The organism is Janthinobacterium sp. 35 (assembly GCF_002754575.1).
Lineage (GTDB): Bacteria > Pseudomonadota > Gammaproteobacteria > Burkholderiales > Burkholderiaceae_D > Janthinobacterium > Janthinobacterium tructae.
Genome location: NZ_PEFN01000001.1, coordinates 300,993 through 316,155 on the forward strand (window position 1 = coordinate 300,993; position 15,163 = coordinate 316,155).

Genomic DNA, 15,163 nt, shown 5'->3' on the forward strand with positions numbered 1-15,163 from the left:
ACCGAGGGAATGAGTATGAAATTGACGGATATGAAGATAGGCGTGCGCCTGGGCGCCGGTTTTGGCTTGGTGCTGCTGCTGATGGCAGTGCTGGTCGGCACGGGATTGTTGCGCCTGGACAAGATCGGTGGGCTCAGCGAGTCCATCATCGAGAAAGACTGGGCCAAGGCCGACGCCATCGCCACCATCCGCAGCACCACGCGTTCGAACGCGGCGCTCGTTCTGGAACTGTTCATCCATGAAGACCCTGCCCGCGCCAACGCCATCCATGGCGAAATCGACGCCAACAAGGCCACCATCAGCGATGCGCTGGTCATCCTCGACCGTCTGATCGTGCTGCCTGAAGGCAAGGAACTGCTGGCTACCCTGAAGCAGCAGCGCAAAGCCTATGTCGTCTCGTTCAGCCAGGCCGACAAGCTGCTGATGGCGGGACAACGCGCGGAAGCGGCCGTGCATGTGCGCGACGATACCCTGCCCGCCCTGAACCGCTTGCAAAAGACGGTGAACCAGCTGAACGACCTGCAGCGCGCAGTCGTCGTGCATGGCGGCCAGCAAATCCAGCACAATATTACAGCAGCGAATGTGCTGATGGCCAGCCTGGGCACGGCCGCCCTGCTGCTGGGCGTGCTCTTTGCCTGGTGGGTCACGCGCTCGATCACCACGCCCATCGCGTATGCCCTGCGCGTGGCGCAAGCCGTGGCCGCAGGCGACCTGAGCAGTAAAATCGTGGCCGACGGCAAGGATGAAACGGGCCAGCTGCTGCAGGCGCTGCGCGACATGAATACCAGCCTGGCCACCATCGTGGGGCAAGTGCGTGGCGGCACCGGCACCATCGCCGTGGCGTCGAGCCAGATTGCCAGCGGCAATGCCGACCTGTCGGCCCGCACGGAAGCGCAGGCCAGCGCGCTGGAAGAAACGGCCTCGTCGATGATCGAACTGACGAGCACCGTGCGCAGCAACAGCGACAATGCGCGCCAGGCGGACAGCCTGGCACGCTCGGCATCCGCCATCGCCCAGCGCGGCGGCACGGCCATGGCGGAAGTGATCGGCACGATGGATGCCATCAATGCCTCCTCGCGCAAGATCGTCGACATCATCGCCGTCATCGACGGCATCGCCTTTCAGACGAATATCCTGGCCCTGAACGCGGCCGTGGAAGCGGCGCGTGCCGGCGAACAGGGACGCGGCTTTGCCGTGGTGGCCACCGAAGTGCGCAACCTGGCGCAGCGCTCGGCGGCGGCGGCCAAGGAAATCAAGGAACTCATTGCCGACTCCGTCAACCGTGTGGGACAGGGCGCGCAGCTGGTCAGCCAGGCGGGCGCCACGATGGATGAAGTGGTGGCCAGCGTGGGCCGGGTCAGCGCCATCGTCGGTGAAATCAGCGTCGCCAACCACGAGCAAAGCGAAGGCATCGAGCAGATCAATGCCGCCATCATGCAGATGGACCAGACGACGCAGCAGAATGCGGCCCTGGTCGAGGAAGCGGCCGCAGCCGCGGCAGCCATGCACGAACAGGCGGGCGAACTGGAAACCCTTGTCAGCCAGTTCAAGCTGGAGCACAACGCCGGCGGCAAGGCGCCAGCCCGCCCTGCCCCGTCCGCCCCGCGCTTGAACTAAATGGGCTATTCCACCTGGCGCGCCAGGCGGATACCGGAAAATTGCCAGCGCGCACCAGCCGGGAAGAAATTGCGGTAGCTGGCGCGCGCATGGCCGGCCGGCGTGGCGCATGACGAGCCGCGCAGCACATACTGGTTCAGCATGAACTTGCCGTTGTATTCGCCCAGCGCCCCGGGCGCCGTGCGGTAGCCGGGATACGGCGCATAGCTGCTGCTGGTCCACTGCCAGCAGTGGCCGAACATTTGCCGCAAGCCCGCGCCCGGCCCACCGGCGGCCGGATGCAGCTGGCCCACTTGCACGGCGAGGCCTTGCGCCGCCACTTCCCATTCCGCTTCCGTCGGCAGGCGCGCGCCAGCCCAGTGCGCATAGGCATCTGCCTCGAACAGGGACAAATGCGTGGCCGGCGCCTGCAGGTCGAGCGGACGCAAGCCAAATAGCGTGAATTCCTGCCAGTGCCCGGCGTCATCGCACTGCCAGTACAGCGGACATGCCAGTTGCGCGCTGCGCACCCAGTCCCAGCCTTCGGCCAGCCACAGGTGCGCCGAGCGGTAGCCGCCCGCCTCGATGAAGGCGAGAAATTCGCCATTCGTCACCAGCGCAGTGGCCAGCTCGAACGGCGCCACATATTGCGGATGGCGCGGCAATTCATTGTCGAAGCAAAAACCGTCGCCCGCATGGCCGATCTGCGCCAGGCCGCCGTCAAACGCGACCCAGGCCGTGGCCTGCGCAGCTGGCGGCGCTGGCGGCGCGGCGTTGTCAAGATAAGCGGGAAACAGCGCGCTCTGCGCCAGCAGGTGTTTCACGTCCGTCAACAGCAACTCCTGGTGCTGCTGCTCGTGTTCGAGGCCCAGCGCCAGCAGCATGCTCAGGCGTTCGCGCTCGGGCCGCGCCAGCTCACTGGCCAGCAGCCGGCCGATGCGCGCATCGACATCGATCCGGTAGGCGCGCACCTGCGCCATGCCGGGGCGCGTCAGCAAGCCCCGCTGGGCACGCGGATGCTTCTCGCCCACGCCGTTGTAGTAGGAATTGAACAGCACGCGAAAGGCGGGGTGGAATGGCGCGAACGCCGCTTCCATGCTTTCCAGAATAAACGTTTCGAAAAACCAGGTGGTATGCGCCAGATGCCATTTCACGGGACTGGCGTCCGGCATCGACTGGGCACCGCAATCCTCGTCGGACAGGGGCTCGGCCAGCAGCAGCGAGTGCTGGCGCACTGTATGATATTGATCGATCAGCATCTTTTCTTTCTTAATCCCGGATCACGCGCGCATAGATGACGGCAAACCACTGCTGCGGGTCCGTCCAGACTTGTACGGTGGAAAACCCCGCCTGCTCCAGCAAGCCGACGAAGCTTGCGCGCGTGTATTTATAGCTGTCTTCTGTATGGATGCGTTCGCCTTTCGCGAAACGCCGCTGGCCACCTTTCCAATGGACAACTTGTTCGCTGCGCGCTTCCAGGTGCATTTCGACGCGGCGCTCGTCGGCGTTGAAAAAGCCGTGGTGCTGCCAGGCGCGCACGTCGAAGTCCGCGCCGATCAAGCCGTTCACATGGCGCAGCATGTTCAGGTTGAAGGCGGCCGTGACGCCCAGCGCATCGTCATAGGCGGCGTCGAGGATGGCATCGTCCTTGATCAGGTCGACGCCGATCAGCAAGCCGCCATCGCCGTCCGCATTCGCGCGCAGGCGGCGCAAAAAGGCGGTCGCCTGTTCAGGTGCAAAATTGCCGATCGACGAGCCGGGATAGAAGAACAAGCGCCGCGCCTCGCGCACGCTGTCGGGCAAGTCCAGGCGGCTGGAGAAATCCAGGCCCAGGCCCGTCATCTCGATGTGCGGAAAGCGCTGCTGCAGCCGGCTCAGCGATTCACTGAGGAAATCATAGGAAATATCCACGGCCACATACTGGGCCGGGTGCAGCAGGGGGAACAGGCTGGCGGCCTTGGCGCAATTGCCCGCCCCCAGGTCGATCAGGGTGCTGCCCGGCCCCACGGCGTGCGCGATCTCGGCGCCGTAACGGGCGAAGATGGCCGCCTCGGTGCGCGTCGGATAGTACTCGGGCAAGGCGCAAATGGCCTCGAACAGTGTCGAGCCCAGCGCGTCGTACAGGTACTTGGGCGAGGTCCAGGCCTCGCGCGCCAGCAGGCCGCTGCTGATCTCGACTATCGTGGCAGGAGTGGCGCTGGCCACTCGGACGTTGCTGGCGGGAGACAAATCTGACTGCTGTTGTGCGAGTGGCATGGTCATGGGCTGGCGTCGTCTATCAAGGTTCACGAAGGGCTTGCGCGGTCAGCCACCGGGCGCCGCCCCTGCCATAGCGGTTTGCGGGCGCCTTTGCCGATGACTTTTTCCCATCATAGCGGAATCCGCACAAGCCAGCCGTGCGACAGGTAACGTAAGATCAAACGAGCAGTGTGTACACAAAATGGGTATTGCCCAGCAAAAATGATAATCCTGTCGTATACTACACATTGCCGGCCAATCAATCCGCGCCCCTTTGCAGTTCCCAGGCCCCCCTCTCCCCCGCGTGCCTCCCTTTACGATAGCCGTTATTAATCAAGATCACCATGCTCGAATTGCGCCATCTGTCGAAGTCCTATGCCCATGCCCGTCCCGTGCTGGCCAACATTTCCTGCCGCTTCAAGGCAGGTGAATTCATTGCCATCATGGGTGACTCGGGCGTCGGCAAGTCGACCTTGCTGAACCTGATCGCCGGCCTCGATACGCCCGATGCGGGTGCCGAAGCGCACCCTATCCTGGTGGACGGCATCGCCATGTCCAGCCTCGATGACGCCGCCGCCACCCGGCTGCGTCGCGCCCGCATGGGCTTTATCTTCCAGGCCTTCCACGTCTTGCCGCACCTGACCCTGCTGCAAAACGTGGCCCTGCCGCTGCTACTCAACGGACTGCCTCAGGAGCGTGCCGCCAGCATGCTCGAAGCGGTCGGCCTGGGCGGACGCGGCGGCGACTTTCCGCAACAATTGTCGGGCGGCGAAATGCAGCGCGTGGCCATTGCCCGCGCGCTCGTGCACAAGCCGGCGCTGGTGCTGGCCGATGAGCCGACCGGCAACCTCGATCCCGATACGGCGCACAGCATCCTGCAATTGCTGCGCGCCGAAATCAAGGCCAACGGCAGTTGCGCGATCATGGTCACGCATTCGCTGGCCGCCGCCGAAATGGCGGACAGAACCATGATCCTGACGAAAAACGGCTTACAAAATACAACAACCGTCAACCAAATTGATCAAACAATCAGTTAATTTAACTGACCATCTTTCACAAGTTTTGTTATCGTAGTATTATTGAAAACACTTGCCTGGTTATCAATGTTGTAACGCGAATGGTATCACGTCACCCGGAGAGCCTTACTGCGATGACGAACTATAGCTGGGACCACATACAGTGGTCTCGTCCCTTGCATAACCTGAAGGAGGAGTAAATGAACGTTCGCCAAAAGAAGCTGGAAATGATTGAAGCGATGAACCGGGCGCGTGCGCTCGAACCATCGAGTTTTGTGCCCAACAAGCTGCTCGATACCCTGATCGAGAAGATGAACCTGAAAAATGATGCGGAACTGTGCCGTGTTCTGGAAGTCCAGCCTCCCATCATCAGCAAGATTCGTCACGGCAAACTGTCGGTCGGTGCAACGATTTTATTGCGCATGCATGAAAAGTCGGACATCACCATCCGCGAACTGAAGGAACTGTCCGCCACGCCAGTCCATTGAATGACCCGCTGTTGTAATGCCATGCCAGGCACCCAGGTTCCCGGCGCCATGAACTTTTGCCATACAATTCGCGTAGTTCGCTCACCGCAGCACATCCGAGCACGATAGCGAAGAGACCCAGCCCAAACCATGCTGACCGTTTCTCTGCCCACCCGCTCCAGCGCCATCCCCGCTTTCACTGCGCATTCCCCCTGCCAGCCAGCATTTCCACTCAAACTTGATCTGACACAACACGCATAGTCTCCGCAGGCATCAAGGTCAGCTTTTAACCAGTGATCCCAACCGCATGTCCAGCGACCCTCTTGCGCCGCCCGTGCTGCGCCTGACGCTCACGCGCGATCCCCTCGCCGACGCCGGCGACTGCCCCGCCGCGCCCGGCTGGCATGCCGAAACCCACGTGCTGTCGGGCGCGCGCGGCATCGGCAGTTGCCGCACGGCACTCGATATCGGTCCGGCCGACGTGGTGCAACTGCTGCTGTGCGACGGCAGTTCGCTGCTGGCGAGCAGCCTGGACCTGCCACGCTACCTGGGGCCGGCCACGGCGGCACGCGACGGCGCGCCCGCCAGCATCGAGGTGGGGCTGGCCTTGCGCCCGCAGGCGGCGCGCCTGCCGCCCGGCGCCAGCCGCGATGGCCTGGGCGCCTGGATGCTGCGGGCCGTGCGCGTGTACCGCTGCGGCGCCGCCGCCATGACGGCGCTGGCGGCGGCGGGCGCCTTCCAGGACCGCCAGCTGGAGCAGCGCCTGGGCCTGTACCGCTGCGGCATCGAAGCGGGCAGCATGACAGCCGTCGCCAGCGTGCCCGACGGGCCGGAACCGGTGCTGCTGCTGTTGCATGGCACGGCCTCGTCGACCCAGCGCAGCTTTGGCGGCCTGTGGCGCAATGGCCTGGCGCCGCAGCTGGCGGCGCAATACGGCAACCGCATCTACGGCTACGAGCACCGCAGCCTCAGCGACAGCCCCATCGAGAACGCGCTGGCCCTCGTGCGCCAGTTGCCGCACGGTGCCGTGCTGCACCTGCTGGCCCATTCGCGCGGCGGCCTGGTGGGCGAATTGCTGGCGCGCGCGCAGCGCATCGACAGCCGCGGCGCCGTCGACCTGGCTGGCGACGGCCTGGAACGGCTGAGCGAAAACACGGTGGGCGGCGAAGCGTTCAACAGCCACGATATCGACCACTTCACGGCGCAAGCGCGGCTGGGCGCACGCGCCGGCCACGACGCCGATGCGGCGCGCCTGCGCGCACTGGGCGAGGAGTTGAAGACGCGCGCCATCCGCATCACCCGCTTCGTGCGCGTGGCCTGCCCGGCACGCGGCACCACCTTGATGTCGGGCCGGCTCGACCGCTGGGCCAGCGTGATGTGCAACCTGCTGCCGCAGGATGATGTACCCGATGGCGGCATGGCCTTCCTGCTGGCAGTGGTGCAGCAGCGCTGCGACGCGCGCATCCTGCCGGGCCTGGAAGCGATGATGCCCGACTCGCCCCTGGTGGCGCTGCTCAACGCGCCCGACGTGCGCGTGGCCAGCCCGCTGCACGTGCTGGCCGGCGCGTGCAGCGGCGAAGGCTTGCTGGGCTGGCTGGGCGACTGCCTCGGCGACCAGCTGTACGGCGGCCAGAACGATCTGGTGGTCAATTGCGCCTCGATGGCCGGCGGCGCCACGCGCAGCACGCCGGTGCGGCAACTGCTGCTGCGCGGGCCGCAGACGCACCACCTGAACTACTTCGAGCGCGCAGCGTCCGGCATGGCGGCAGTGCAGGCGCTGACGGGCGACGACAGCGCCTACCAGCCGCTGGCCGGCATCGAGCACGGCGCGCTGGGACGCGGCGGCGAAGTGCCGAAGCGGCGCGCGCACGCCCCCATCGTGCTGCTGCTGCCCGATATCATGGGCAGCCATCTGCAAGTGGGCAGCAACCGCATCTGGTTCGACCCCGTCAACCTGGTCGAAGGGCGCATCGAGCGCCTGGCAGTGGGCCAGCCGCACATCGTCAGCGCCGGCTGGATAGAGTCGTGCTACGAGCCGTTGGCCCGCTTTCTCGCGCAAAGCCAGGAAGTGCGGCCCTTTACGTATGACTGGCGTTTGTCGCTGCAGCACTCCGGCAACGCCTTCCTGCCCGTGCTCGACGAGGCCATGCACGACGCCGAACAGCGCGGACAACCGTTGCGCATCGTTGCCCACGGCATGGGCGGGCTGGTGGCGCGCCTGGCATTGAAGGACCGCTGGCAGCGCTTCGGCGCCCTGCCCGGCAGCCGCCTGCTGCAGGTGGGCACGGCCAACCGGGGCACGCAAGCGATGGTGCAAGTGCTGCTGGGACGCGATCCGCTGGTGCGGATGCTGGCCTGCTGGATCGGCTGGAAGCACACGCGGCGCCAGTTCCTCGGCTTCGTGCGCGCCTTTCCCGGCGTGCTGGAGATGCTGCCGTGGCCGCAGCCGCAGGTGGCCGGCAGCATCGATTATTTCGCTGCCGACGCCTGGGTGCAACTGGCCGCCGGCGACGCGCAAGCGGGCCTGCCCGACGGCTGGCAAGCGCCCGAGGCGCCAGCGCTGGCGGCGGCGCGCGCCACCGTGGCCCTGCTGGAGGCCGCACCGCCCGATGCCCGCCATTGCAGCTACCTGGCCGGCTGCGCCGACACGCCCGTGGCGCTGCGCCTGCGCGACGGCGGCATCGAGACGGCCTGGTCGCCGGACGGCGATGGCCGCACGGCCTGGCAAGGCGCGGTGCCGGACGGCGTGGAAGCGTGCTACCTGCCGCTGGCGCATGGCGACCTGCTGCTGCAAAAAGAAACCTACCCGGCCATCGCGCAACTGCTCGACAACGGCCAGGGCGCGGGCCTGTCCCGGCGCCCGCCGCACGCGCCTGGCGGTGCCCCGCCGCGCTTCCGCGCGTACGCTCCCGCTGCGCGGCCGCTGTACCCGCAGCCGCAGGAACTGCTCGACGCCGCCCTCGGCGCCGCCGGCCCCGCCAGCGCGCCCGAGAGCCGCGCGCCGCAGCTGAGCCTATCCGTCATCCACGGCAGCATGGCCTCGGCCGACGCGCCCGTCATGAGCGGCTGCTACGCCTACGAGTCGCTACGCGGCAGCATGAGTTTTCTCGACCGCCTGCTGGCCGGCAAGCTGCAGGAAATCCACGCGCTGGGGCGCTTCCCGCAGCGTCCCGACTCTGCCCTGGTGGTGCTGCAGCCCGATGCGGCGCGCCGGCCCGGCGGCGCCATCGTCATCGGCCTGGGCGCGCTGGGCGAACTGACGCCGGGCGAACTGGCGCGCGCCTTTGCCGGCGGCCTGCTCGAATACGCGTGCGTCTGTCTGCAGGTGCGCGCCGCCGGCCATGCGGCTGCGCCGCCGATGGGCGCACACGGCTTGCGCGTGGCCAGCCTGTTGTCCGGTTCCGGCTATGGCGGCTTGAGCATCGCCCTGTGCGCGCGGGCCCTGATCGATGGCGTGCGCAGCGCCAACCGGCGCCTGGAAGACGCGGGCATGGCGTGCCGTATCGGCCACATCGCCATCTATGAACAATCCGAGGCGCGCGCCATCGCCGCCGCCGTGGCCATCGAGCAGATCATGGCCGAAGCGCGCTACCAGTGCAGCTTCACGTTCGAGCGGCGCATCCGCCACAGCCCCGGCGGCTACCGGCGCATCCTGCCCAGCCTGAGCGGCGACAATGGCTGGCGCCGCGTGCAGATCGTCGCCGCGGATCTCTCTGGCGCCCTGCGCTTCACCGTGCTGACGGACCGCGCCCACAACAGCGTCGACGAGGAGCCGAACCAGCGGCAAGCCGTCGATGGCCTGATCATGGACGCCACCGACAACACCACCGACCAGCCGGGCCTGTCGCGCGCGCTGTACGAACTGATGCTGCCCAATGGCCTGAAAGCGGCCATCCCCGAGATGCGCGGCCTGATCCTGGCCGTCGACCAGAGCGCCGCCATCTACCCGTGGGAACTGATGCGCGACGAGGCGGGCAGCGAGGAAAGCCCGCTGTCGACGCGCATCGGCATGGTGCGCCAGCTGGCCAGCCTGCGCGAGCAGCCGCCCGCCACCAGCCCGCCCAGCAACAGCGTGCTGGTGATCGGCGACACCGATTCCGGCCTGCCCGAGCTGCCCGCCGCGCAAGCCGAGGCGCAGGACGTGGCGCGCATGTTCGGCGCGTACGGCTACCAGGTGCGCGAGCTGCTGCGCCCGCAGGCGCAGCGCGTGCTGGTGCACCTGTTCGACGAGCGCTATTTCGCCATCCACCTGGCCGGCCACGGCGAAGTGGCCGGTCCCGGTATCGCCCATACGGGCCTGGTGCTGGGGCCGAAGACGCGCCTGACGGCGGCGCAGGTGGGCAAGCTGAAACGCGTGCCGCAATTCGTCTTCATCAATTGCTGCCACCTGGGCGACATGCGCCCGGACGCCATCGCGCCATGGTCGAAACTGGCCGCCAGCCTGGCCACGGCCTTCATTGAAATGGGCTCGCAGGCGGTGATCGCGGCCGGCTGGCGCATCGACGACCAGGCGGCCAGTATCTTCGCGCACAGCTTTTATCACGCCATGCTGAGCGGCGAATACTTCGGCGACGCCGTGCGCCTGGCGCGCGAGGCGGCGTATCTGCAGTTCCCGGCCTCAAACACCTGGGGCGCCTACCAGGCATATGGCGACGACCGTTACCGTTTCCCGAATACCCAGAGCCGGCCCTGGCAGGCGCCCGATTACCACTACCACGGCCACCTGCTGGCCGACCTGGAAACCCTGCATGCGCGCCTGGCGGGCGCCGATGCGGCGCGCCGCGCCGCCATCGAGGAAAAGCTGGCCAGCATCGAGCAAGCCGTGCGCACGCGCTTCTTCGGCTGCGCCGACATCCGCGAAAACATGGCCGCCACGCGCGCCGGCCTGGGGGGACTGGACAACACCCTGCGCGCCATCGAACACTACCGGGCGGCGCACAGCGCGGCTGACGGCAAGGTGGGCTTGCACGCGCTGGCGCACTGGGCGGAACTGGAGATACGCCAGGGCGCGGCCCTGTGCGGCATCGATGCGGGCGCCGGCATCGAGGTGCCGGCCGTGCCGGACCCGGCGCAGGGACGCCAGTTGCTGCAGGATGGAAAACAGCATATCGACCTGCTGGTGGCGCTGGCGCCCACGGCGCAGCGCCTGGCCCTGCTGGGACGCTACTGGGCCTTGCAGGCACGCCTGGCCTGCGCCGGGGGGAACTCCGGCGCGCCGGCGCTGCGCGCCATGAGCGATGCCTGCCTGGGGGCGCTGGAAGAAGCGCGGCGGCGCAGCGGCGTGGCCGACTGCGACCTGATTTTTCAGGTGCTGGCGGGTGCCCTGCTGTTGAAAGCCCATGGCGACAGCGACGCCTGGCGCGCACTCGATGCGCAACTGGGCGACTTGCTGCACGACGCCATCGCCCATGCGCGCCAGCGCCACGCGGACGAACACCGCGCCATCGATGCCGGCGCCCCCGTGCGCGCCGCCCTGCTGGCGGCCCTGTGGCAAGTGCCGGACGGCCAGCCCTTCGACGCGCCCGCGCGCGCCGCCTTCCTGGCCCTGTACCACGACGCCGTGCGGCGCCACGGCAGCATCGGCGAACCCGAAGCGATCACCGTGCCGCTGCGCTTCCTGCTCGCACTGCTGCCACCCGACAGCGCGCAGACCGGCTTGCGCAGCGCCGTGCAGGCGCTGGCCAGCCAGCTGCAGTCATCACTTCCCGGCGCCAGCCTTGGCAGCCTTAGCCAGGCACCACGCCATAATGGCGCGCATAGCGCTCGTCCAGATTCGCCAGCGGCATCATCATGAACATGTCGGCGCTTTCAAAATCAGGGTCCCACGCCGGTTCGCCGCAAATCCAGGCGCCCGAACGCAGATAGCCCTTGATCAGCGGCGGCACTTGCGGCTTGTGCGCCGCTTCCACCTGGTGGATGGGGAAAGGCAGGTGCGGCGTGACGCGGTATTCGCTTGGAGCCATGTGCTTTTCCGCCAGCGCCTGATACACGGCGACGGCGTTATGCCCGCCATCGGCCAGGCTGATGCTGGCGCAGCCGACCAGATAGTCGCAGCGCTCGCGGCGCATGTACTCGGCCAGGCCCGACCACAGCAGCATGATCACGCTGCCGCCCCGGTATTTCGGGTGGATGCAGGCGCGGCCCGCTTCAACCATGCGGCCGCGCAGGTTTTTCAGGCGGCTCAGATCGAACTCATTTTCCGCATACAGCCGGCCGATCTTGGCCGCCTTGGCCGCGCTCAGCACGCGGTAGGTGCCCACCACTTTCAGGGTATCGGCATCGCGCACGATCAGATGATCGCAATGCGCGTCGAATTCATCGCTGTCGAGGCCATCGGCATTCGCCAGCGACGTCAGGCCCATGGTCTCGATAAACACCTTGTAACGCAAACGCTGGACTTCGCGCAATTCGGCTGCGGTAGTGGCCTGGCTCAGCACCAGTTGAACCGGCCGGGCCTTGGCTTCGTTTGATGCGACTATGTTTTGCATGGTTTCATCCCCTGTGATCAAGACGACTCCAGCGTACTTGTCTAATATGTCAGGGAAATGACAGCCGAATGTCATTTCCATGACGCAAGTCAATGTCAGGGGAAGAGCGTGCGCATTTACCACACTCGCCGGCGCCGTCAGTGAAAACGCCGCTTACAGCGTGATGCCGGGCGTGTAGTCGACGAAAGCATCCTGGCGGCAAAAGCCCACCAGTTTCATGCGCGCCTGCGTGGCGATGGAAATGGCCAGCGAGCTGGGGGCGGAAATGGTCGCCAGCAGGGGAATTTGCATGCGCGCCGCCTTACGCGCCAGCTCGTAGCTGCCGCGGCTGGACAGGAACACGAAGCCGCGCCGCATGTCGACAGCGTGCAGCGCGAGGTGGCCAATGAGCTTGTCGAGACCATTGTGTCGGCCGACATCCTCGAACACATGCACGATATCGCCGTCGGGCGTGCACCAGGCGGCCGCATGCACGCCGCCCGTTGCCTGCATCAGCGCCTGGTGTTCGCGCAAGCCGCTCGACGCGCGCGCCAGCGCGGCCGGCAGGTCGACCTGGATCAGGGATGGCGGCAGCGCTTGCGGCTGCAAGTCGAGCATGTCGATGCTGTCGATGCCGCACACGCCGCAACCGGTGCGGCCCGTCAGCTGGCGGCGCCGGTCCTTCAGGCGCACGAAATCCTCCTGCGCGATGCTCAAGGACACCTCGGCGGAATCAGGGCGCAGGAACACTTCACAATCGAAGATGGCGGCAGCCGTTGCCACCACGCCTTCCGTCAGCGCGAAGCCATACGCGAACGCTTCCAGGTCGCGCGGGGTGGCCATCATGACGACGTGGGAAATGCCATTGAAGACCAGCGCCACGGGAATTTCCTCGGCAACGTGGTCGATGGCATCGGTGGACTGGCCCGCGCGGTGGCGAACGATGGCGCGCTCGACGAAGCCGGCGCGTTCAATACTGATTTCTTCTGACATGGCAACCATGGGGGAACTATCACAGGCCCCATGGTAAACCAGAATGGGCAAGCGAGGGGGCGCGGGCGCCCTCCGCTCGCGCCATCAATCCTTCTTCGGACGGCCCGTTTTCAGCTGCGGCAAACCGGCCAGCACGTTTTGCAGGGTCGCCAGGTCGATCTGGCTGATCAGCGCCACGCCGATGCGCAGCAATTCGCTTTTCTTGATCTCGAAACCGGCCTTCAGGCACGCTTTCTTGACCTGGCCCAGGACTTCATATTCCGCTTCCGGCATGGTGAAGCTGTCGCGCACCAGTTTCGGCTTGCGGGCTTTTTCCTTCACGGCGACGACCTTGGCGACAGGCGCTTTTTTCGCGGCAGCTGGCTTGGCGGCCGCTTTGGCTACCGGTTTGACGGCGGCTTTTGCTACCGGCTTGGCGACGGCCTTGGCGGCTGGTTTCGCAGCAACCTTGGCGGCCGGCTTGGCAGCGGCTTTGGCGACTGGCTTGGTCACAGCTGGTTTGGCCACGACGGCCTTGGCTGCCGGTTTGGCGACGGGTGCCTTGGCTACCGCAGGCTTGGCGGCAACGGGCTTGACTGCCGCCGGCTTCGCAGCGGCGGCTTTGGCGGCCACTGGCTTGGCGGCGGCCTTGGCCACCGGCTTGGCTGCCGGTTTGGCTGTCGGCTTGGCAGCCGGGGCGGCCTTGGCCGCTGCCGCATTGATCGAGGCGCTGGTGGGGAACATCGATACGGGCGCGCTGTCGGCTTTTTTCACTGGGACGGTTTTGGTCATGAATTTTCCAATCTAATAAATAATATAAACAATATATACTCTTTTTTTAAATCTTGCTTGCTGCACATCAAGCCATGCGCACGGCATGACCTCCTAGGCGCTGGCACGGATGGTGAAATCGACGCCGACCTCATCCCAGAATTCCTGCTCCTTCTCGATCCAGAACGACACGGTGGGATGGTGCGCCACCCAGCCGCGCTTGATGTCGAGCTCGATGCGGCTCTTCATGCGCAGGCGCAGTTCGCTGAAATCGGCTTCGATACGTGCATGCATGAGCAGAATCGACAGGCGCAGCGCCAGCACGGCCTTGGCGAAATCGGGGTCGGACAGCACTTCGCCGATCTTGCGCAAGTTGCCCTTCTGCGCCAGGATCAAGCGGCTCATGGTCTTCTGTTCGCGCGTGGTAAAACCGGGCAAGTCCGCGTTTTCCACGATGTAGGAGGCGTGCTTGTGGTAGCCGGTCTGCGACACGGCCAGGCCCACTTCGTGCAGCAGGCTGCTCCAGCGCAGGCATTTCACCAGCGCGTCGGAGGTGGGCTTGAGCTGCGCATACATGGCCAGCGCCTGCTCGGCCACCCGGCCGGCACGCTGCTGGTCGATATGAAACTTCTCCATGCAGCCCTGCACCGACTGTTCGCGGCGGTCGCGCTTGGTCGAGCGCAGGTACAAATCCCACATCACGCCCATGCGCAGGCCAGCCTCGATCGGCGTCATGACGGGAATGGCCAGTTCGCGGAACAGGCCGATCAAGATGGCCAGGCCGCCGACGATGGTGCTGGCGCGATCGGGGCGCAAGCCCGGCATGTCGATGCGGCTGGTGTGACCGAGTTCGATGAAGCGCCGTGCCAGCGCGTCGAGGCTGACACCAGACAGCAAGCCATCACCGAGCTTGTTGCGGACGATGATGTCGGCGATGGTGCGGATGGTGCCGGAAGAGCCGTAGGCCGTCTTCCAGTGCTGCGGACGGTACGGCGGTGCGGCATCCTCGAAGTGGCTGCGCGCCGACAGGATGGCCGCCTCGAACGATGGCGCGTCGATGCGCCCGCCGATGAAGAACGACAGGCTTTGCTTGACGGTGCCCAGGCTGAACGACTCGACGCGCTCGATATCGTTGCCGCGCCCCAGTATCAGTTCGGTCGAGCCGCCGCCGATATCCATCACCAGCCGGCGTTCGCCGGGAATGGCCAGCGCATTGGCCACGCCCATGTAGATCAAGCGTCCCTCTTCCTCGCCCGAGATGATCTCGATCGGGTAGCCGATGGCTTGCTCGGCCAGCGGCAGGAAGACGGCGCCGTTGCGCGCCACGCGCATGGCCGAGGTGGCCACCACGCGCACGGCATCGAGTTCGAAGCCCGCGAGGATGGCACGAAAGCGCTGCAGGCACGCCAGCGCCCCCTGCATGGCCGCCTCGGTCAGGTCGCCATTGGCGTCCAGGCCGGCGGCCAGGCGTATCGGGTCGCGCACGCTCTTGACCACGCGTATGGTGTCGCCATCATGCTTGCCGACGTGTAAACGAAAACTGTTGGACCCCAGGTCCACCGCTGCATACATACTGGCCTCTTGTCATGTCATTGCTGTGCCAACTGAAAAAGTTGGCAAAATCAGTTGCTAAACT

10 protein-coding genes are annotated in these 15,163 nt (G+C 66.0%); 4 read left to right on the forward strand and 6 right to left on the reverse strand.

Annotation, left to right across the window (positions count from 1 at the left end; all coding sequences use genetic code 11):
* The first annotated feature begins 15 nt into the window (after positions 1-15).
* Positions 16-1,617, forward strand: a complete 1,602-nt coding sequence (locus CLU93_RS01345) for a methyl-accepting chemotaxis protein (RefSeq protein WP_180287784.1) — start codon at positions 16-18, stop codon at positions 1,615-1,617.
* Between the two features lie 5 nt (positions 1,618-1,622).
* Here CLU93_RS01345 and egtB read toward each other — a convergent pair whose 3' ends face one another.
* Together egtB and egtD are read right to left on the reverse strand one after the other, a co-directional pair.
* Positions 1,623-2,855, reverse strand: coding sequence for an ergothioneine biosynthesis protein EgtB (egtB, locus tag CLU93_RS01350; protein ID WP_099759679.1), 1,233 nt, complete (start codon positions 2,853-2,855; stop codon positions 1,623-1,625).
* Positions 2,856-2,865: 10 nt separating this feature from the next.
* Complete coding sequence (gene egtD / locus CLU93_RS01355; RefSeq protein ID WP_099759680.1) at positions 2,866-3,858, reverse strand: L-histidine N(alpha)-methyltransferase; 993 nt, start codon at positions 3,856-3,858, stop codon at positions 2,866-2,868.
* A 320-nt stretch (positions 3,859-4,178) separates the two neighbouring features.
* Here egtD and CLU93_RS01360 point away from each other — a divergent pair, with 320 nt between their 5' ends.
* The 3 genes from CLU93_RS01360 to CLU93_RS01370 all read left to right on the forward strand — a co-directional run bounded on the left by CLU93_RS01360 (position 4,179) and on the right by CLU93_RS01370 (position 11,111).
* The gene (locus tag CLU93_RS01360; RefSeq protein WP_099759681.1) at positions 4,179-4,871 is read left to right on the forward strand and encodes an ABC transporter ATP-binding protein; all 693 of its coding nucleotides are present in this window, start codon (positions 4,179-4,181) and stop codon (positions 4,869-4,871) included.
* 179 nt (positions 4,872-5,050) lie between these two features.
* Positions 5,051-5,338 (forward strand): hypothetical protein, encoded by a 288-nt coding sequence (locus CLU93_RS01365; RefSeq protein ID WP_034786045.1) that lies wholly within the window; start codon positions 5,051-5,053, stop codon positions 5,336-5,338.
* Between the two features lie 286 nt (positions 5,339-5,624).
* Positions 5,625-11,111 carry a CHAT domain-containing protein gene (locus CLU93_RS01370; protein ID WP_099759682.1) on the forward strand — a complete coding sequence of 1,829 codons (5,487 nt, stop codon included), beginning with the start codon at positions 5,625-5,627 and terminating at the stop codon, positions 11,109-11,111.
* Here CLU93_RS01370 and CLU93_RS01375 read toward each other — a convergent pair.
* The 4 genes from CLU93_RS01375 to CLU93_RS01390 form a co-directional block, all read right to left on the reverse strand.
* Positions 11,044-11,805, reverse strand: a complete 762-nt coding sequence (locus tag CLU93_RS01375) for a GNAT family N-acetyltransferase (RefSeq protein ID WP_077402770.1) — start codon at positions 11,803-11,805, stop codon at positions 11,044-11,046. The two genes, CLU93_RS01370 and CLU93_RS01375, sit on opposite strands and share 68 nt — an antisense overlap.
* Positions 11,806-11,958: 153 nt before the next feature.
* Positions 11,959-12,786, reverse strand: a complete 828-nt coding sequence (fdhD, locus tag CLU93_RS01380; RefSeq protein WP_099759683.1) for a formate dehydrogenase accessory sulfurtransferase FdhD — start codon at positions 12,784-12,786, stop codon at positions 11,959-11,961.
* Between the two features lie 75 nt (positions 12,787-12,861).
* Positions 12,862-13,548, reverse strand: a complete 687-nt coding sequence (locus CLU93_RS01385; protein WP_099759684.1) for a hypothetical protein — start codon at positions 13,546-13,548, stop codon at positions 12,862-12,864.
* Positions 13,549-13,641: 93 nt separating this feature from the next.
* A complete protein-coding gene (locus CLU93_RS01390; protein ID WP_099759685.1) occupies positions 13,642-15,099 on the reverse strand; it encodes a Ppx/GppA phosphatase family protein in 1,458 nt (485 codons plus the stop codon).
* Positions 15,100-15,163: the final 64 nt, after the last annotated feature.